At 33.2% G+C, this 19,963-nt stretch carries 22 protein-coding genes and 1 other RNA gene; 11 read left to right on the forward strand and 12 right to left on the reverse strand.

Annotation, left to right across the window (positions count from 1 at the left end):
- Positions 1–67: 67 nt before the first annotated feature.
- The 6 genes from SJY34_RS16495 (at position 68) to SJY34_RS16520 (ending at position 6,843) form a co-directional block, all read left to right on the forward strand.
- Positions 68–1,348 carry a sugar isomerase gene (locus SJY34_RS16495; protein ID WP_400077578.1) on the forward strand — a complete coding sequence of 427 codons (1,281 nt, stop codon included), beginning with the start codon at positions 68–70 and terminating at the stop codon, positions 1,346–1,348.
- Between the two features lie 9 nt (positions 1,349–1,357).
- Entirely contained in the window at positions 1,358–2,731 is a 1,374-nt protein-coding gene (locus SJY34_RS16500) for an FGGY-family carbohydrate kinase (protein WP_400077580.1), read from the forward strand.
- A gap of 67 nt (positions 2,732–2,798) precedes the next feature.
- Positions 2,799–4,088 (forward strand): class II aldolase/adducin family protein, encoded by a 1,290-nt coding sequence (locus SJY34_RS16505; protein WP_400077582.1) that lies wholly within the window; start codon positions 2,799–2,801, stop codon positions 4,086–4,088.
- A 13-nt stretch (positions 4,089–4,101) separates the two neighbouring features.
- Entirely contained in the window at positions 4,102–5,250 is a 1,149-nt protein-coding gene (locus SJY34_RS16510) for an alpha-hydroxy-acid oxidizing protein (protein ID WP_400077584.1), read from the forward strand.
- Between the two features lie 39 nt (positions 5,251–5,289).
- The gene (locus tag SJY34_RS16515; protein ID WP_400077586.1) at positions 5,290–6,666 is read left to right on the forward strand and encodes a purine-cytosine permease family protein; all 1,377 of its coding nucleotides are present in this window, start codon (positions 5,290–5,292) and stop codon (positions 6,664–6,666) included.
- 3 nt (positions 6,667–6,669) lie between these two features.
- The gene (locus SJY34_RS16520; protein ID WP_400077588.1) at positions 6,670–6,843 is read left to right on the forward strand and encodes a hypothetical protein; all 174 of its coding nucleotides are present in this window, start codon (positions 6,670–6,672) and stop codon (positions 6,841–6,843) included.
- Positions 6,844–7,026: 183 nt separating this feature from the next.
- Here the strand turns inward: SJY34_RS16520 and ssrA are convergent.
- Positions 7,027–7,421, reverse strand: a transfer-messenger RNA (tmRNA) gene (ssrA, locus tag SJY34_RS16525).
- Between the two features lie 209 nt (positions 7,422–7,630).
- Here ssrA and SJY34_RS16530 point away from each other — a divergent pair.
- Positions 7,631–8,836 carry an NAD(P)-dependent oxidoreductase gene (locus SJY34_RS16530; RefSeq protein ID WP_400077590.1) on the forward strand — a complete coding sequence of 402 codons (1,206 nt, stop codon included), beginning with the start codon at positions 7,631–7,633 and terminating at the stop codon, positions 8,834–8,836.
- Entirely contained in the window at positions 8,823–9,617 is a 795-nt protein-coding gene (locus tag SJY34_RS16535) for an SDR family NAD(P)-dependent oxidoreductase (protein WP_400077592.1), read from the forward strand. The genes SJY34_RS16530 and SJY34_RS16535 overlap by 14 nt, the downstream gene beginning before the upstream one ends.
- Here SJY34_RS16535 and SJY34_RS16540 read toward each other — a convergent pair.
- The 8 genes from SJY34_RS16540 to SJY34_RS16575 all read right to left on the reverse strand — a co-directional run bounded on the left by SJY34_RS16540 (position 9,614) and on the right by SJY34_RS16575 (position 15,158).
- Positions 9,614–10,504, reverse strand: a complete 891-nt coding sequence (locus SJY34_RS16540; protein ID WP_400077593.1) for a hypothetical protein — start codon at positions 10,502–10,504, stop codon at positions 9,614–9,616. The genes SJY34_RS16535 and SJY34_RS16540 overlap by 4 nt on opposite strands.
- Positions 10,505–10,550: 46 nt before the next feature.
- Positions 10,551–11,207, reverse strand: coding sequence for a DUF1361 domain-containing protein (locus tag SJY34_RS16545; protein ID WP_400077595.1), 657 nt, complete (start codon positions 11,205–11,207; stop codon positions 10,551–10,553).
- On the reverse strand, positions 11,195–11,602 hold the full coding sequence (locus tag SJY34_RS16550) for a DUF2809 domain-containing protein (RefSeq protein WP_400077597.1): 408 nt from the start codon (positions 11,600–11,602) through the stop codon (positions 11,195–11,197). Before SJY34_RS16550 ends, SJY34_RS16545 begins: the two co-directional genes overlap by 13 nt.
- Positions 11,603–11,604: 2 nt before the next feature.
- On the reverse strand, positions 11,605–11,910 hold the full coding sequence (locus tag SJY34_RS16555) for a hypothetical protein (RefSeq protein WP_400077599.1): 306 nt from the start codon (positions 11,908–11,910) through the stop codon (positions 11,605–11,607).
- Positions 11,911–11,982: 72 nt separating this feature from the next.
- Entirely contained in the window at positions 11,983–13,374 is a 1,392-nt protein-coding gene (gene creD / locus SJY34_RS16560; protein ID WP_400077601.1) for a cell envelope integrity protein CreD, read from the reverse strand.
- A gap of 79 nt (positions 13,375–13,453) precedes the next feature.
- Positions 13,454–14,218 carry an oxygenase MpaB family protein gene (locus SJY34_RS16565; RefSeq protein WP_400077602.1) on the reverse strand — a complete coding sequence of 255 codons (765 nt, stop codon included), beginning with the start codon at positions 14,216–14,218 and terminating at the stop codon, positions 13,454–13,456.
- Positions 14,215–14,508 (reverse strand): winged helix-turn-helix domain-containing protein, encoded by a 294-nt coding sequence (locus SJY34_RS16570; RefSeq protein ID WP_400077603.1) that lies wholly within the window; start codon positions 14,506–14,508, stop codon positions 14,215–14,217. The genes SJY34_RS16565 and SJY34_RS16570 overlap by 4 nt, the downstream gene beginning before the upstream one ends.
- A gap of 38 nt (positions 14,509–14,546) precedes the next feature.
- Complete coding sequence (locus tag SJY34_RS16575) at positions 14,547–15,158, reverse strand: hypothetical protein (protein ID WP_400077605.1); 612 nt, start codon at positions 15,156–15,158, stop codon at positions 14,547–14,549.
- Between the two features lie 108 nt (positions 15,159–15,266).
- On the opposite strand from SJY34_RS16575, the gene SJY34_RS16580 reads away from it, so the two are divergent.
- Together SJY34_RS16580 and SJY34_RS16585 are read left to right on the forward strand one after the other, a co-directional pair.
- Positions 15,267–15,620 carry a hypothetical protein gene (locus SJY34_RS16580; protein ID WP_400077607.1) on the forward strand — a complete coding sequence of 118 codons (354 nt, stop codon included), beginning with the start codon at positions 15,267–15,269 and terminating at the stop codon, positions 15,618–15,620.
- A gap of 6 nt (positions 15,621–15,626) precedes the next feature.
- Positions 15,627–16,013: a DUF1801 domain-containing protein gene (locus SJY34_RS16585; protein ID WP_400077609.1), complete on the forward strand. Its 387-nt coding sequence runs from the start codon at positions 15,627–15,629 to the stop codon at positions 16,011–16,013.
- Here SJY34_RS16585 and kdsA read toward each other — a convergent pair.
- From kdsA to SJY34_RS16600, 3 genes are all read right to left on the reverse strand, one after another.
- Positions 16,000–16,818, reverse strand: a complete 819-nt coding sequence (gene kdsA, locus SJY34_RS16590; protein WP_400077611.1) for a 3-deoxy-8-phosphooctulonate synthase — start codon at positions 16,816–16,818, stop codon at positions 16,000–16,002. The two genes, SJY34_RS16585 and kdsA, sit on opposite strands and share 14 nt — an antisense overlap.
- 91 nt (positions 16,819–16,909) lie before the next feature.
- Positions 16,910–17,449 carry a hypothetical protein gene (locus SJY34_RS16595; protein ID WP_400077613.1) on the reverse strand — a complete coding sequence of 180 codons (540 nt, stop codon included), beginning with the start codon at positions 17,447–17,449 and terminating at the stop codon, positions 16,910–16,912.
- Positions 17,450–17,489: 40 nt separating this feature from the next.
- On the reverse strand, positions 17,490–17,849 hold the full coding sequence (locus SJY34_RS16600) for a hypothetical protein (RefSeq protein WP_400077614.1): 360 nt from the start codon (positions 17,847–17,849) through the stop codon (positions 17,490–17,492).
- Between the two features lie 208 nt (positions 17,850–18,057).
- On the opposite strand from SJY34_RS16600, the gene typA reads away from it, so the two are divergent.
- A complete protein-coding gene (gene typA, locus SJY34_RS16605) occupies positions 18,058–19,857 on the forward strand; it encodes a translational GTPase TypA (protein WP_400077616.1) in 1,800 nt (599 codons plus the stop codon).
- The last annotated feature ends 106 nt before the right edge of the window (positions 19,858–19,963 follow it).

The raw sequence follows: 19,963 nt of genomic DNA on the forward strand, positions 1-19,963 counted from the left end.
AAGGATAACTCCCATAAATTTTATTAAAGTTTATGGGAGTCTCTTTCTAATTTAGAAAAAAAATCTCATGATAATAAACAACCAACACATTGAAGATTCAAATAAAAGTAAACATGAAGAACATTCAGAAAACTTTGATTTTTTAGCAAACAGATTAGCCAAAAATGGTCATGATGTTGCTAATATAGTTTCAAAATTAGCTGATTTTCAAGTCGCTATCCCAAGTTGGGCACTAGGAGCAGGAGGTACGCGTTTTGGACGTTTTGGATTTTATGGAGAGCCATCAAACCTTGAACAAAAAATTGATGATGTTGGTATACTGCATAGTTTAACACAGACAGCAGGAGCAGTATCCTTGCATATTCCATGGGATATTCCTTCGGATTATGAAGCGATTAAAGAAAAAGCCGATGCTCTACATATTAGGTTTGACGCTGTAAACTCAAATACGTTTCAAGATCAAAAGGATGCTTCAGAAACCTATAAATATGGTTCGTTAAGTAATGTAAGCAAGGCAGTTAGAGAGCAAGCCATTCAGCATAATTTAGATGTTATTAATATTGGAAATAAATTAGGGTCTAAAGCATTAACCGTTTGGTTAGCAGATGGCTCTTGTTTCCCTGGGCAAAACAATTTTCAAACAGCGTTTCAAAATACACAAGATAGCTTAATAGATATCTATAAAGGTTTACCAGACGACTGGAAAATGCTTGTTGAATATAAGCCTTACGAACCAAACTTTTATAGTACAGTTATTCAAGATTGGGGAGCATCTTTAATGCTAGCTAATGGATGTGGAGATAAAGCCTACACATTAGTTGATTTAGGACATCATTTACCAAATTCTAATATTGAGCAAATTGTTTCAATTTTACAACTTAAAGGTAAATTAGGTGGTTTTCATTTTAACGATAGTAAGTATGGTGATGATGATTTAACCGTTGGAAGTATTAAACCTTATGCCTTATTCTTAATTTTTAATGAATTAGTCTATGGTATGGAAAACAATCCTCAAAATCCTGATTTAGCTTGGATGATCGATGCCAGCCATAATGTAAAAGATCCATTAGAAGATTTAATTCAATCTTTAGAGGCGATTCAAGAAGCTTACGCAAAAGCATTGCTTATAGATCAAACTGCATTAAAATCAGCGCAATCTAACAATGACGTCGTTAAGTGCCAAGAAATTTTACAAGGCGCTTACAGAACAGATGTAAGACCTTTACTTGAAAAAGCACGATTAAATACAGGTGGTGCCATAAGTCCAATTGATTCGTATAGAAGTCTAGATTTAAGAAATCAACTTATTAAAGAAAGAGGGAAGCATACGGTAGCTACGGGACTATAAACCATTTATATGAAACAAAAAGTTACAGCCGTTTTTGATATTGGTAAAACCAATAAAAAGTTCTTTCTATTTGATAAAGACTTTAAAGAAGTTCACAAGGAATATATCACTTTTGATGAAATTGTTGACGAAGATGGTCATCCTACAGAAAATCTTCTGGCATTACAAAAATGGCTAAAGGGTGTTTTTGATCGGATATTAGAAGCCAAAGAATTTCAAATTAAAGCCATTAACTTTTCAACTTATGGTGCAAGTTTTGTCCACATAGATGAAAATGGAAATCCATTAACACCACTTTATAATTATACGAAGCCATTACCAGATTCAATAGTGACTTCTTTTTTTGAATCCTATGGTCCAAAAGATACATTTCTTAGAACTACAGGCTGTGGAGATTTGAGTATGTTGAATTCTGGTTTACAACTGTATTGGTTAAAAAAAACAAAGCCAGAGATTTTTAAAAAAATTAAATATTCGTTACACTTACCGCAGTATCTTAGCTATATATTTACTGGTATTCCATTAAGCGAATATACCAGTATAGGATGTCATACAGCTTTATGGGATTATGGTAAAAAAGATTACCACGCTTGGGTGTACAAAGAGGGATTTGATAGTGTTTTACCACCAATAGTTTCAACAGAAACAAGTATTAATATGAATTATAATGGTAATCGTATTAAGATTGGTGTTGGTATTCATGATAGTTCAGCGGCACTTCTTCCTTATGTAAGGAGCATAAAAAACAAATTTGTTTTAGTCTCTACTGGGACCTGGAGTATTGTCTTTAACCCTTTTACAGAAGAAGTTATAGACGATAATGATGATAGAGATAGCTTAAACTATATGCGTATTAATGGTAAACCTGTTAAGGCTACTAGAATGTTTTTGGGTAACGAGTATAAGGTCCAAGTTGATAAGCTCAATGAGGAATTTGGAGTAGATGAGGACTATCACCAAACGGTAAAATTCGATTATGACACCTATTTCGAAATCATGCAAGATTTTGAATATTGCTTTAAATGGGAAAGTATAAGCGATAAGAATATGCCTAGTAAAACTCGCATGTTTTACGACAAGTACGAGCACGCGTATCATCAATTAATGATTGAACTTGTACTGTTGCAAATAGAGTGTATAAGAGAAGCTTTAGGTAATAATAACATTGCCAAAATATATGTAGATGGTGGTTTTAGTAATAATGACATTTATATAAAATTGCTATCCCATCATTTTAGAGATAAAAAATTAAGAACAACCGAAGCATCATTGGGTTCTGCTTTAGGTGCAGCAATTTCTATTTCAGATACAAAGCTTAATTCTAAATTTTTGAAAAAGAATTATGCGCTTAAGAAGCATGTGCCTTTTATTGTAAAAAGTTAAACGCTTATATATAAATCCAATTGATTTTATAGTGTTATAGAAATGTTCAATTTCGAAATTATACAATATGTCAAAAAATACAAAATTAATACATCCAAGAGATCAAATTATAGAAGTAATAGATCGTATCTATAAACGAGGGATGACAACCACATCAGGCGGGAACATTTCCATAATAGATGCTCAAGGAGATATTTGGGTGACACCTTCGGCTGTTGATAAAGGGTCTTTACGACCATCTGACATCATCTGTGTTAAAGGAGATGGCACTATCATAGGAAAGCATAAGCCATCTTCAGAATTTCCATTTCATAAGGCCATTTACGAGGCACGACCAGATATTAAATCAGTAATACATGCGCATCCACCAGCTTTAGTGTCTTTTAGTATTGTGCGGCAAATTCCTAATACTAATGTCATATCTCAGGCTAAACATATATGTGGTCCAATAGGATATGCAGAGTATAGAGTGCCAGGAAGTGAAGAATTAGGTGAGGTCATTGCAGATGAGTTTAAAAAAGGGTTCAAAGCCATTATTATGGAAAATCATGGTACTGTTCTTGGCGGTAGTGATTTAACAGATGCTTTTGAACGCTTTGAGGCTTTAGAGTTTTGTGCCAGTACGATTTTATATGGAGCTCAAATAGGTACGCCAAATTATTTAAAAGATGGACAAATTGAAGAGTTTGAAGCCCAAGCAGTAGGAGTTTTACCAGAAATGGAAACAACGGATTATCCATCTGACGAAGTTGAAAAACGTGCAGAAATTTGTAAGATTGTACAACGCTCTTGTCAACAAGGTCTAATGATTAGTTCTTACGGTACTGTATCAATGAGATGGAGAGGTAACGACTTTCTTATTACACCAACGGGAATTAATCGTTGGGATTTAGAGATTGATGATATTGTTCAGATTAAGGACGGTAAAAGAGAGGCCGGAAAAAACCCGAGTAGAGCCGCTTGGATACATCAAGAAATTTACAATCTTAATCCTGATATAAATTCAATTATAATGACGCAATCGCCATATTTAATGGCCTTTGGTGTTACGAATAGTTACTTAAATGTGAGAACTATTCCAGAAAGCTGGATCTTTTTACAAGATATTAATACTATAAAATACGGTGACCACTTTAGAAAAAATAGAAACCCTAAACTTGTTGAAGATTGTGCAACAGCCTTAATTATTGAGAATGACTCAGTAATTATAACTGGAGATAAATTATTGCAAACTTTTGATTATTTAGAAGTGGCGGAATTTAGTGCGAAATCCATTGTTTTGGGTAATTCATTAGGAGAATTAGTTCCAATTAATGATGAGCAAGTAGAAGATTTAAGAAAAAAGTTTTTATCATAATACAAAAACAAACATGGCAATAAAGTTTGATACGCGATATCCATCCATTGATGATTTAAGAAATAAAGCACGGAAGAAAATTCCAAAATTTGCTTTTGAATATCTCGATGGTGGCTGTAATGAAGACGTTAATTTAATTAGAAATACGTCGGAAATTCGAGATGTACAGCTTAAGCCTAATTACTTAAGGAAACATCATGGTTCGTCATTAAAAACGGAATTATTTGGTATTGAATATGATGCACCATTTGGAATAGCACCAGTGGGTTTGCAAGGTCTAATGTGGCCAAATTCACCAGAGATATTGGCCAAAGCAGCTTTTGAGCACAATATACCGTTTATACTGAGTACCGTTACTACAACAAGTATCGAACGTGCTAGCGAATTAACTGAGGGAAAGGCATGGTTTCAGCTTTATCATCCGACTGAAAATAGGTTAAGAGATGATATTATAAAGCGAGCTGAAGCAGCAGAGTGTCCTGTTTTAGTAATTTTATGTGATGTCCCAACTTTTGGGTTTAGACCAAGAGATATAAGAAATGGCTTGGCGATGCCACCTAAAATGAATATCACTAATATTTTGCAAGCATTTGGACGACCGCATTGGAGTCTACAAACACTAAAGCATGGTATACCTAATTTTGAAGTTTTAAAGCCCTACATGCCAAAAGATTTAGACTTAAAGCAATTGGGTAAGTTCATGGATCAAACCTTTAGCGGACGATTAGATGAAGAAAAAATAAAACCTATCCGCGATATGTGGAAAGGAAAATTAGTCTTAAAAGGTGTGGCTTCAGAATATGATACGGAAGAAGCCATACGATTGGGACTCGATGGTATAATAGTATCTAATCATGGAGGTCGTCAATTAGACGCTGGACAATCTACTATCAAACCGCTTTCTACAATTGCAGAAAAATATGGTGATCAGATAGAAGTGATGATGGATAGTGGTATTCGTTCTGGGCCAGATATCGCAAGAAGTATGGCAAGTGGAGCTAAATTTACATTTATGGGACGCTCTTTTATGTACGGTGTATCTGCATTAGGCAATAAAGGCGGAAACCATACAATTTCATTATTAAAAACAGAATTGCAACAGGTAATGGAGCAATTGTGTTGTGAAAAAACAACGGATTTCCCTGATCATTTGATTAAATAACTATATTACAACAACTAACCTAAACTAAATCAAACCAATATGAGTGAAGCAGTAGAAGAGATAGGCGGAGGAGAATTTGAAAGAACTCCAGTACCTTCATCTAAACTAAAGGGCTGGAAATCTTTTTTAGGCATGTATGCCGGTGAGCATGCAGCTGGTACCGAATTTATGATTGGTCCGTTGTTTCTAGCTGCAGGAGCTAGTTTAAAAGATTTAATATTTGGATTACTGATTGGTAATATCCTCGCTATTCTTACTTGGAGGTACATAGTAGCTCCTATAGCCGTATCTAGCAAGCTCACGTTATACTATCAATTAGAAAAAATTGCAGGAAAGCATCTGGTAAAAATATATAATGTTGTTAATGGCGTACTTTTCTGTTTTTTAGCCGGAGCTATGATAACTGTTTCAGCAAGTGCGGTTGGTGTTCCTTTTGACATAAGTTTTTCCGTACCTGAAAATATATTTGGTTTAAGTAGTGCAGCTTTTTCAATGATTGTAATTATTGTAGGTGTAGTAATGACCATAGTAGCTGCAGCTGGTTATAATACTGTTTCGAAATTTGCGAACATTGCAGCACCTTGGATGATTGTTGTTTTTGCGGCTTGTGGTATATCTGCTTTAGCTCAAATGGAAGTTGATTCTTGGGAAAGTTTATTAGTAGATTGGGATAAAGGGATAAGTATAGTACAATCCGTTAATGGTACGGTAGATTTTGGTTTTTGGAAAATTGTAATTTTTGCTTGGTTATGTAATGCCGCTATGCATTTTGGAATGTCTGATTTATCTATTATGCGTTTTGCTAAAGACACGCGTGCAGGATGGGGACCTTCTATAGGCATGTTTTTAGGGCATTATATGGCATGGATTTGTGCTTCATTTATGTTGGCAGCTCAAATTAAATTAACAGGAGACATTTCTGCTAATCCTGGAGCTTTGGCTTGGAGTGTTGTTGGTTGGACAGGAATTATCTGTGTTATTGTAGCAGGTTGGACAACTGCTAACCCTACTATATATAGAGCAGGTCTTGCTTTTCAAAGTTTATTTCCTTCTAAAGCGAAAGCATATTCAGGTGTGATTTTAGCAGGTGTAGTAGCAACAGCAGCTGGTATTTTCCCTTCGCTTTCAGGTAAATTACTTGATTTTGTAGGTTTATATGGTGCTATTTTAGGACCTATGGGAGGCGTAATTTTTGTGAACCATTATTTAGCAAAAAAAATGAACTTTACACAAGATTATGCAGATGAAAAAGGTACTGGTTTTAATGTAGCTGTTCTATTGGCTTGGCTGATTCCTGTAGCCTTAGGCTTATATTTTATATTTGCACAAGGTTTATTTCCTGCATATGCAGTTATACCTGCTTGGATTGCTTCCTGTGTGTTATATGTAATTATTATGAAACTTCAAAAATCATAAATTATGAAAATTCTAAAATTAATTAGTGGTTTATCAATAGGTGTTTTGATACTGTTAGTAAGCATACTTTCATTCATAGGTACAATAGAGGTGACTAATATGAAAACGCTTATGCTAATAGGAACCATTTTATGGTTTGCTGCCACACCTTTCTGGATGAAAGAAGAAGAATTGTAAGGCATTTATTCTTTGTAATTGACCATTTGTTAGTGTTGTTTCGACATTTTTCAAAAAAAAGACTATGCCAATAGATTGCACACCTTTTATGGGGTTCTATATGATATCAGACGAAGTTAAATAAAATAAAAAACCCTGTAAATCAAATTATCACAGGGTTTTTGAAGAGTTTTAATACTCTAAAAGTGGAGTCGGAGAGAATCGAACTCTCGTCCAAACAAGTAACTAAAGAGCTTTCTACACGTTTAGTCTATTCTTAGATTTTAGATTATAAACTGGTTAAAGACAACCTACTTATAACTTAGCTTCTTAATCTCGAAAGTGCATCAAAGCGCTACACGATCTTAGTTAATATTTACGATGTCTCAAAAAAGAACGCCATTAACCAAGGCTTTCTGGAGACATAAAGCTTGCTCACCTAGTGAGCCGAGGCTTAATCTTACTATAATTCAGATTATGCAGCTAAAGCGTAGTTATTCTCGCCGTTTAAAATTTGGTCTAGCCTTTTACGTGTTTCAATGCCATTACACGACGTGCTTACCATTTAATTAATCTCGCTGTCAAAACCAGTCGACCCCTTAATGAGATAGCAAAATCTTGTTTTGCGAAATCGAATTAACCCTGAGCTTGATTCAAGGTCTCATTAATAAATGATATCCCTTTTCTTATTAAAAGGAGGGCGAAGTTACAAAAAAAGTTGTGCAACCTCTTAAATCCAGTTATTTTCGTGCAAAAATTATTCCAGAGTAAAGATTGACAATTTTGTCAGGTTATAAATATTATCATTATGAAATTTGCCATCATAAAAGAACGTAAAAACCCATCAGACAGACGTGTGGTATTTTCACCTGAAACTTTGGCTGAAGCTCGAGCTCAATTCCCAGATGCTCAATTTGTTGTAGAATCATCTGATATTAGAGTGTTTTCTGATGATGCTTATGCTAAATTAGGTTTTGAAGTGAGTGAAGATGTATCTGATGCAGACGTAATGATAGGTGTAAAGGAAGTACCCATTGAAAATTTAATTCCTAATAAAAAATACTTTTTCTTTTCGCATACCATTAAGAAACAGACTTATAATCGCAAATTACTCCAAGCTATGTTGGCGAAAAACATTGAAATGTTTGACCACGAAACTATAGTCCGTAAAAACGATATGCGTTTAATAGGTTTTGGTCGGTATGCTGGTTTAGTTGGTGCTTATAATGGTTTTAGAGCACTAGGTTTAAGAGATGATTTATTCAATCTCCCTAAAGTAGAAACCTTGGCGGATTTAGATGAAGTCAAATCTGAACTTGATAAAATAGTAATTCCTAATATTAAAATATTGCTTACAGGAACCGGAAAAGTAGCTCATGGTGCTAAAGAAATATTAGATCATTTAGGAATTAAAGAAATTAGTGATGCCTTATACTTAACATCTCAATTTACAGAGCCTGTATATGTTATGGCTGATGTTATGGAATATGCTAGGCGTATTGATGGTAAAGTTGGTGATAAATGGGAGTTTTATAAGAACCCTAAAGGTTATGAAAGCAATTTTATGCCTTATGCTAAAGAGACTGATTATTTTATTGCTGGTCATTTCTATGGTAATAATGCACCATTCTTATTTACTAGAGAAGATGCTAAACATTCTGATTTTAGGATAAATTTAGTCGCTGATATTTCTTGCGATATAGACGGACCTGTGGCAAGTACGATAAGACCATCGACAATAGCAGACCCTTTTTATGGTTATAATGCTGAAGCAGAGAAAGAAGTAGCTTTTGATGCTAAAGATGCTATTACCGTAATGGCTGTGGATAATTTGCCCTGTGAGTTACCAAAAGACGCGAGTGAAGGTTTTGGTAAAACTTTTTTAGAACATGTTATACCAGCGTTTTTCAATAATGACCAGAAAGGAGTTTTAAAACGTGCTAAAATAAGTGAAAATGGAAGATTAACAGAACGTTTTAGTTATCTTCAAGATTATGTCGATGGAAAGAAATAATACCAAAACAGCTTTAGTTACAGGTGCAGCTTCAGGATTGGGATTTGAGTTAGCGCTTTTGTTGGCAAAAGATGAATATGACCTTATCTTAATTGATATAGATTCAGAAAAGTTAGAACTCGCAAAACGTACTATCATAGAATCACATCTTACCAACATTACATTAATGATCAAAGATTTGAGTATGGTGGATGTTGCACAAGATATTTATGATGATATTAGTGCTACTGAAATAGATGTGATTATAAATAATGCTGGCTTTGGTTTGTTTGGGACATTTCATGATACAGATTGGGAGCGAGAGTCAGAAATGTTACGCTTACATATTTTAACAACTACACATTTAATAAAATTATTTTTGCCACATATGGTGAAACGTGGTTTTGGTAAAATTTTAAATTTATCTTCTTTAGCAGCATTTCAACCAGGTCCGTTAATGGCATTATATTATGCGTCTAAATCGTATTTATTATCATTTTCTCAAGCTATTGCAAATGAGTTAAAAGGAACGGGAGTGAGTGTTACTGTATTATGTCCTGGACCAACAAAAACAGGTTTTCAGGAGGTGGTTTCGGAAGGTGTTGGGGAGAATAAAATAGGCTTTAATATGGCTTGTCCTAAACAAGTAGCAGCTTATGGTTATAAAGCAATGCATAACGGTAGAGTTGTTGCAATACCTGGACTTTTTAATAAGTTTTTATCAATACTACCAAGAATGTTAACTAGAAATAGAACAACAAAGATTGTTAGAAAAATTCAGGATAAGAATAGAAATTTTTAATTAATTATCTCATTTCCAATAGTTCTAATTACAGTTCTTACATCTGGTAATAAATCAAAATACCCTTTTTGGTCTGGTGTATCAAATCCGCTAGGAAGTAAATACGAAATTAATGCAATAACATCGTCTTCAGATTGTGCCAGTTCAAAGTAACTATTAGCCATGTCAATTAGAATAGACTCCTCAAAACCAGCATCTGTATAAAAATCTAACCATTGCGATTCCATTATTAGTACTAATTTTTGATTTGCATTAGTGCGCTTAGACTTTATAAGTTCTAAACGTTGAAGATATTCAGGGTCATTTTTTGGGTCAATAGTTCCGTAACGATCAAATCCTATCCAATCAATATCATTAGAAATAACTAGTTGGTCAATAACGTCTGGTGCTTCAATAACCATCAAGGGAATATCTGGAAAACTTAGTTTTATTCGTGCAGCAACTATTGCCAAATCATTCATATTCATTTGATTCCAAGCTGGCTCATCTGCAAAATCAAAAGCAGCTACAGATTCTGCGGTTAAAAATTGATTATTTTGAGCCCAAGTTGAAAATAGTGCTTCGTAATTATTTAATAATTCATATCTAAATCCTGATGGTGAATTAGCATCTTCAAGAGCATTTATAAACAAGCCTTGCAAATGAATTAAAACTTTATTGTTGTTCAATATATTTGCTGACACTCTCGATTCAAGATTACTTAAATCTTCTGGGCACATATCAATTAAATTGACAAAATCGTCAACTTGATTTGTATAGTTGGTACCACAATCTGTGATGGCGAATCCAAAATATTTTAGATGTGGACTTTCCTCATTTCCAATATTATCAGACGAAGAGCATCCGATAAAGTTAACCCATACTATAATTAGAACTAGATAACGCAAACTTCCTATTTATTATTAAAAATAAGACGAATTATTTAGTTAAAGGTTACTGTTTATTCAAATTTTTAAACATCCAATAGCCAACGGCTAGAAACATACCAAAGCCTAAAGTGAATAACCACGCTTCATAATTTTGAAATGGCGCTATAACAATATCTATAATATCTGAAATTAAAATATGTGGCTGACTTATAATTTCCCAGGAATTGTAACGTAAAAAACGACCCAAGTAGACACCAAAGCCGCATAAAAATAAAACGATTATGGTTGCTATTTCCATAGGAATGCGTTTAAAGTTTTCTGAGATTAATTTTTGCATATCTAGAATAGACAGGTAAAACAAAAACAATCCACTTAAAGCAAAAGATAAAACGACTAACACATCTAACCATAAAAGTGAGGCACTACCTAATCTAATATGAATTAGGTCTGTTACAATGTATGGTGCATTTGGTAAAAATGCCAACCACACCAAAAACCAACACCCAACTTTGATTTTGCTAAGATTTGATTTTGTGTTGAGGTACATTGTTATAGTGTATGGTATGATTGCCAAGAATACATTCCATATTAAAAAAAGAAAGAAAAATGATTTATTAAGTTTCATACGTATCATTAGCGCAATGACACTAAATGTAAGTGCTACTGTTACTAGTGATAGGGTTTTAAACTTGTTGAGTATGAGTGATTTTATTGATTCCATAATCTAATATTTTGTTTGTTTTCAGATTTAATAATTAGAGCTTCAACTAATAAAACACTTATTATTCCTAAGGTGTAAGCTAATAAGTCACTGAAATGAAACGTGTTTCCGAAAATGAGTGAAGCCGTAAAACTATTTTGTAAATTAAAGTAGGTTAAGAATGGTGTAAGTTGAAGCAGTTCTATACCATAAGCAATAAAGAGGACGACAAAAGCTGAGGCCCTCACACTCAAACTAGAGCATCCTCTTATAATTGCGTATAGTAAAATGACCACCAAATAATCGCCAAACGTGTAGCGAATGAATCCGGTTTTTATAATGAAAGCGATTGCTAATTCAATTAGAAATAAAGAATGGGCAAGCACTAAATAGTTTTTATTGAATTTTAGTTTCATTTTCAAGAGAATATATATGTTATAACAATGAAGAAATAAGCGATAGCAATGGGAATATTAAGTAATAATAGACCACAAGTTTTAAACACTGTAATTCTTTGATCCCAATACACAAATGCAGTAATAATTAGAAAAAGAAGTAGGATAGCATTAATTACTATGGCATAACCTACGTAATGTAATCCTATCATAACTATAGAATCTTCCTTTGGAAAAAGTATGAAAGAGACTAGTAAACAGGTACCAAGAACAAAGCTGATTATCGTAATGAGCTTCCCAATGTTTATAATATTATATAAGGTTTTCATAATTCATACTTTAAATGAAACCTCGCCAATTCCGATTTGTAGAGACTGAACGAGGTCCATCACACCAACCAATTATCCGTTGTGCCAATCAATTTTACGAGATACGTACATTACAGTTGCCAAGATTAAGAACAAGCCAATACTACCAACTAACAGTGCATAATTTTCGAGCTGAATAATGACATATATAAATGAATACAAGGCAGTTAAAGACAAACCAATTAAGGACGAAAATTTGAAATTTCGAAGTATTGATTTTGAATACAAGGTTATCAGTAAAACCACAGATATACCTGCAATTAAATAGGCTTTTAAGAAATTACTATGTTCGGATATTGAAACCAATAGCGTATAGAACATTATTAAAGCCAAACCGATCATTAAATACTGAAACGGATGAATGTTAATTTTACTCATGGTTTGAATTAGGAAAAACACCAAGAATGTGAGCCCAATAACTAAGAATCCATATTTTGCAGAACGTTCGCTTTTCTGGTATTCGTCTACTAAAACCACGAATTTAGTACCAAATGCAAATTGATTTAAGTGAGGGATTTTCTTTAAATATTGTTGTGAAAATGCTCTATTTATAGATAATACTTTCCAGTCTACTTCGAAACCTTCTTTTGTGATACTTCGCGTTTCATCATCTGGTGAATAATTGCCAATAAATCCTGGATCTGCCCAATTGGAAGACATTTTCATTGTTGTTGTTTTTCCGACAGGAATGGCTTGAATTTGTTTACTACCATCATAAGTCACGTTCATTTTGAATTTGAAATCAGTTTTTAATAGCTCTTCATTTAAAAAACCAGTTTCCAATTCATCCAAATGATTTCTTGATGCTTTATCACTAAAGTTGGTTTCGAAAGTGTAAGACTTACCGTTAATGGTTATTTTCATTTCATTTTTAATACCTTTTAAGTTGGTGGTTCTAAACAAAATAGATGCTTTTTCCCAAATCACATCTTTACTTTTAATACCTTTCGCAATAAGATCTGGTTTTTGATAATTACCTTCTATTGCCATATCTGACGTAAAAACAGCCGATTCAAAATTTCCTAGATGCATTGTTTTTGATTTTACTGCTGCTTCTATATCAAGCTTTTCTGGAAATATGTAGGCGTAATTAAGGTGTGTTTTAGTTTCCTTCAAATAAGTTTTTGTCTTTTCATTAAAAGTTGAAGTTTCAGAATAGGTTTTATATGGTAGTTTTAAAATAGGACCATAGATCATCACTTCGTTTCCCCATTTTTGGTTTATTTCTTGAACCACATCCTGTTGCCTGTATGCACGTTCTTCAATAAGAATATTTACATAAGTCAGTGGAATTAGTAAAACAAGAATTAATGCACCAACCATGAGCATTCTTGCAGTGATTGAGGTTTTTAGCCATTGTGCAAATTTGTTTGGCTGGTTTATTGGTTTTTGATTCTCTGGTGTCTGGTGTTCTGGTTTTTCCATGGTATTTATGTTTATGTTGAAAATTAATATTATAAAGTACTTTGTTTTTCAAAGTAAAAGATTAAAAAAAATGTTTCGGTTAATTAGATGTTACGTTCAACCGTTTTATGTTTTGTTTGTATGCCGTTGGTAGTATTATTTCTTTTACAAGCCAATCTAAATTCAAATTTCTAAATATTTTATATAACCAAATAGCGGGTTTTAGTATCGAAACCTTCCTAAATTTCATGAGTTGTTTTACAGTATGTGGCACAAGTAATATTTGAGATTCTAATAACATCTTATATCTAAAAAAGCCTAAATGCTTTCTATATTGTTTGTAGAGATCTTTTGTGAGTTTGCCGTTATTTAGGTTTTCCTTTAAATGCTTTTCTCTTGAGATTTCAAAATCTAAGTAGGTGAGTGGTAAGCTTTTTATACCCATTCTGTTTCCAACTTTATTAAATACATTTAGAACATCTTGTTTTTCTTCAGTTGATAATGGTCGTTCTAGAATTTCATACGATCTAATTGAGTAATCAATTAACATAAACAGAACATCTTTATACGCCCAATCTGGTATAGATTTGCCTCGTTTACGTTCTACCGAAGCATGAATTGCGTTTATATTATCAATAGCCTTTAGAGCGGCTTGGTTTTCTGAAAAGACTATAGCTTTAGCATAATTTACTGTGGAGAATAGCCTTCCTAAGGGATCTTTTGGAAGCTTGCCAGTAAAGTAAAGCCAGTCCACTGATTTGTTGAGCGCAAACTCCGCTGACGCACCTGCAAAGACCAAGAGAATGGTATCACTTGTTCCCCAAATTTCTCTGACAATTGAGTTTTTGTTTACGAAGTAGGTCATGCTTTCTTAATTAATTTTTCGAGGGCTTCTATATGCTTTTTAAATTCAGCTTTCCCTAGTTTTGTGGTACTATACCTTGTATTTGGTTTTCTACCAATAAATTGTTTTTCTACCAAAATATATTCGGCTTTTTCTAACGCTTTTGTGTGACTTGCTAAATTTCCATCCGTAGCTCCTAACAATTCTTTGAGCATATTAAAATCAGCATACTCGTTTACCATAAGAATGGACATAATGCCTAGTCGTATCCTATGGTCAAAGAGTTTGTTTATGTTATTTATAATACTCAAATTATTATTTTAAAGTTACTACCAACTGCGATTGCAAACTACTTTTTGTCATATTTAAAATGCATCCAAGTCCCATAGATAATATGCATAATTCCAAAACCAATTATCCAGAGCCAAAAGCCATAACCTGGATAATAACTTGCTATTAGACCTAGTACGATTTCAATATAGCCTAAATACTTAATATCACCTAAACTGTATTTTGAAGCACTTACCAATGCCAAGCCATAAAATATTAGCATTAATCCGCCGGTTTGACCATATCTGCCTTGATCTAAAATTATAAGACAATAAATACCACCAACTATTAAAGGAATTAAAAAATTTAAGAGTAAACGTTTAGAAGAAGTATCCCATATCTTTTCTTCATTTTGCTTTGCTTTACGAGTTGTTAAGACTATACCAGTTACTGCGCTGAGCAGAGCGACCATAAATAGTACAAACATTGTTGTCCAAAATACCCAACCATGAAAAATGAATAATGTTCCTCCACTATAATTGATTACTAAATAATAAGCAATAGCTGCACCAATCAAGGCATAGATACCAGCTAATATGCCTGATAAACCACTTAACGAAATAAAACGAGACGATTTATTCATTAAATTTTTAATCTCGCTGATGTCTTTTAAATAATCTTCGTTGCTCATAATATAAAGTACTTTGAAATACAAAGTAAAATAAAATATTCCATTTCAACAAATATATTTTAGAGATTTAACTAAATTTATGTTTTAACAATTCAAATAAATAAGATTATGCTAGGATTACTTTTAACAATAGCAAATATTTCAGGAGGACTTTTACTGGGATTGGCCACATTAGATAAATGGGATGGAGAAAGTAATTTCTTCAATAAAATCGCAGGTGTGTTGGCGCCTTTTCAAACAATTATTGGTGGTGCATTAATTGTTTTGTCGATACTTAAATTTAGAAGTAGTGTACTTTTTAGTATTGTAAGTATTTTAGGAGGTATTTTGTTGTTAACACATGTTTTTGGTAAAGTACCAGCTTTAGAAACAAGTTTGAGAAAACTGTCGGCAAAATTGATGCCGTTTAAGGCTATTATTGGTATTGGACTTTTAGTTATAGGTATTTTAGGATTGTTTTAATTTATTTTGAATCCAGCGGAAGCATACATATTAAAGCAGTCAGAACCTTATAAATCTATATTGTTGCAATTACAATCAATTATTGAAGCAGTCGCACCAAACCCTGAATTATTGTTTAAATGGCGAATTCCTTTTTATTACTGCAATGACATTCCGTTGTGCTATCTCAATCAGTCAAAAGATTATGTAGATTTAGCGTTTTGGCATTTTGAAAAATTAGATGAGTTTACTGAACATTTTGTAAATGCTAATAGAAAATCAATTCGCTCGCTTCGTTATAAATCTGTAGAAGATATAAATGATGAGGTAGTTGTATATGTTCTCCAAAAACAACTAGAAATTAATACCAATCCGTTTAAACTAATCTTGAAACCTAGATCTAAAAAGAAGTAACCAATTTTCTAATTGCTACTAGATTTGTTAGCAATCCTTCAAGATTATCTAAGTGGAGCATATTGGCTCCGTCACTTTTTGCATTTCCTGGATCAAAATGTGTTTCAATAAATAAACCATCGACATTATTTACCACTCCAGCTCTTGCAATGGTCTCAATCATATCTGGTCGTCCACCTGTAACACCAATACTTTGGTTAGGTTGTTGCAAAGAATGTGTGACATCTAAAACCGTTGGAGCATATTGTCGCATGGTTGGAATACCTCTAAAATCTACAATCATATCTTGATAGCCAAACATTGTACCTCTGTCTGTAATCCATGCTTTATCGTTTCCGGCATCTTTTACTTTTTGTACGGCATGTTTCATCGCTTCAGGACTCATAAATTGCCCTTTTTTTAAGTTGACTACTTTTCCTGTTTTAGCAGCAGCAACCACCAAATCCGTTTGGCGGACTAAAAAGGCTGGTATCTGCAATACATCAACATATTCCGCAGCCATGTATGCATCAGATACTTCGTGAATATCTGTAACTGTTGGTACATCAAAAGTTTCTGATACTTTTCTGAGAATTTTTAAGGCTTTTTCATTTCCAATTCCAGTGAAACTATCTATTCTACTGCGATTGGCTTTTTTAAAACTGCCTTTAAATACATATGGAATTTCAAGTTTATTAGTAATAGAAACAACACGTTCAGCAATACGAAGTGCCATATCTTCACCTTCTATAGCGCAAGGGCCACACAGTAAAAAAAAATTATTAGATTCTGTATGTTTTAGTTTAGGAATAACGTTAAGATTCATATCAATAAAGACTGCGTTTAAGTTGCAAATATACTATTAAAACGCAACTTTTTTAGCTGTCAAGTTTTCTATTGATTTATGTTTTAGTTTATTAATCAGTAACTATATATTCAACATTAACAATTTCAAACGATGCAGGTGGAAGTCCCAAGTTAAGTGATTCTTCTTGGTCATATGTTAAAATACAGTTTGAGTTTGCTGCAATGGTATAACAAGGAACAGAAGCATTACTTGAGTAGCTTCCTGAGAATTCAAGGTCGCTCGTAGTAACAGTCAGAACAGGAATACCAGCTACGTCAAAATCGTTGTGATTATTTAGCTGAATTTCAAATTGTAATCTTGAGGTATTATTGCCAGTGTCAGCACTATAATTAAAACTCAATATCTCATATGTAAAATTCTCAAGGATTGGAGCTTCAATTAATTCTGGTTCCGTTGGTTCAGGGAAATCACAAGGAACTTCTTGTTCAATTTCATTGGTATAGCTTTGGTTACCCACAAAGTATGTTTGTGGTATTATAATTGTTTTGGTACAGTCATCATCAGATGGGCAACCAAAAAAAGTTGAAAATAACAACGATAAAATAATAGCCTTTGGGCTTTTAAAGCTTAGTTTAGGTATTAGATTCAACGAATAAAAATTTTAGAGTTCAGTTAGTAAAGATAGTATTTTAAAACACTTTTTTAATACTATTTCTCATAATCCAAAGCGACATTACAAAGTTACCAACAACAAATAGACCACTGAAAAAGAGAAATGTTTTTGCCGATTCTGACCACTTAATAATATTTAGTACATCAGATAAATAGGCAAGAATTAAATATGAAGAAAGACAAACAAATATAATACCTAAAGAGAAGTTTAATTTTCTATTTGGTTTTATTAATTGCCATAAAAATGGAATACCAAATAACAAAATGAGGTAAGCAGAACTACCTTCATTTTTCATTATATCAGTAAACCAATAGGCAATTACAGATAAAAAATAGAGGTATGGGACAAACTTAGTATACTTGCTAATTGTTTGCATCTGTTTTAATTTAAGGGTTCAGATTTGCCTTTTTAAAAGTGTAAATAGCCCAATTAGCGATTGATTTTAAGGATAGGCTTACTTACTATTAATCAGATATTTAACGAAAGATACAAACTGAAATTGTTAGAAATTGAAATTATAACATATAATTAACGAATTGAGAATAATTAGATGTAACTTTGCGCGCTTAAAATCAGCATCAGTTATGGCTAATATTAAAAATATTGCAATTATTGCACACGTCGATCACGGAAAGACCACTTTGGTAGATAAGATCATGTACCACTGTCAGTTATTTCGTGAAAATGAAAATACTGGAGACTTAATTCTAGATAATAATGATTTAGAGCGTGAGCGTGGTATTACTATTACTTCAAAAAATGTTTCTGTAGTTTATAAAGATACTAAGATTAATATTATTGATACTCCTGGTCACGCCGATTTTGGTGGAGAAGTAGAACGTGTATTAAATATGGCTGATGGTGTTTTACTTTTGGTTGATGCGTTTGAAGGTCCTATGCCGCAAACACGTTTTGTATTGCAAAAAGCAATTGATTTAGGTTTAAAACCTTGTGTGGTTATTAATAAAGTTGATAAAGAAAACTGTACTCCAGATGAGGTACATGAGAAAGTATTTGACTTGATGTTTGAACTTGGTGCAGAAGAATGGCAATTAGATTTCCCGACAGTTTATGGTTCTGCAAAGAACAACTGGATGAGTGACGATTGGCAAAATGAAACAGAAAATATTGAGCCATTGTTAGATATGGTTATCGAGCATATCCCTGAACCAAAAATTGAAGCAGGAACCACACAGATGTTAATTACATCTTTGGATTTTTCATCGTTTACTGGTCGTATTGCTATTGGTCGTTTAACACGAGGTGATTTAAAAGTTAATCAACAAATTTCTTTAGTAAAAAGAGACGGTTCTATTGTAAAAAGTAAGATTAAAGAATTACATACGTTTGAAGGTTTAGGTCGTAAAAAAGTTGAAAGTGTTCAAACAGGTGATATTTGTGCTATTGTAGGTTTAGAAGGTTTTGAAATCGGTGATACTGTAGCTGATATCGAAAATCCTGAAGGACTTAAGACGATAGCTATTGATGAGCCAACTATGAGTATGTTGTTTACGATTAACGATTCACCTTTCTTCGGTAAAGATGGAAAGTATGTTACCTCTCGACATATTAAAGACCGTTTAACTAAAGAGTTAGAAAAAAACTTAGCATTGCGTGTTGAAGAAACAGATAGTGCTGATAAGTTTATGGTTTTTGGTCGTGGTGTATTACACTTATCAGTTTTAATTGAAACAATGCGTCGCGAAGGTTACGAACTACAAATTGGTCAGCCACAAGTAATCATCAAAGAAATTGACGGTGTAAAATGTGAACCTTTTGAAGAAATGACAATTGATTTACCAGAGCATGTTTCTGGTAAAGCTATTGAAATGGTAACGATGCGTAAAGGCGAAATGCTAAGCATGGAAGCTAAAGGTGAGCGCATGGTATGTGAGTTTTTAGTACCATCTCGTGGTATCATTGGATTAAGAAATCAGTTACTAACAGCGACTGCTGGTGAAGCCATTATGGCGCACCGTTTTAAAGAATACATGCCATTAAAAGGTGGAATACCAGAACGTCAAAATGGATCTCTAGTCTCTATGGAAAACGGTAGTGCTATTCCTTATTCTATTGATAAATTACAAGATAGAGGTAAGTTTTTTGTTGATCCAGGTGAAGATATCTATGAAGGTCAGGTGATTGGAGAGAACTCTCGTGGTGATGATATGACGGTTAACGTCACTAAAACGAAAAAATTAAGTAACGTACGTTCTTCTGGTGCAGATGATAAAGCTAAGATTGTACCTGCAATTAAGTTCTCTTTAGAAGAAGCTTTAGAATACATTCAGAAAGATGAGTACGTAGAAGTAACACCAAATCATTTAAGATTACGTAAGATTTATTTGAAGGAAGTAGATCGTAAGCGTAATAAAAGTATTTAAAAAAAATTAGATTGAACGACTCAAAAGGGAAACACTGAAAAGTGTTTCTCTTTTTATTTTCTATCAATTAGCCCTTAACATTATAAGTTTTATATCTTTACAAAAA

The sequence above is a fragment of the Winogradskyella sp. R77965 genome, from assembly GCF_044594915.1.
Taxonomy (GTDB): domain Bacteria; phylum Bacteroidota; class Bacteroidia; order Flavobacteriales; family Flavobacteriaceae; genus Winogradskyella.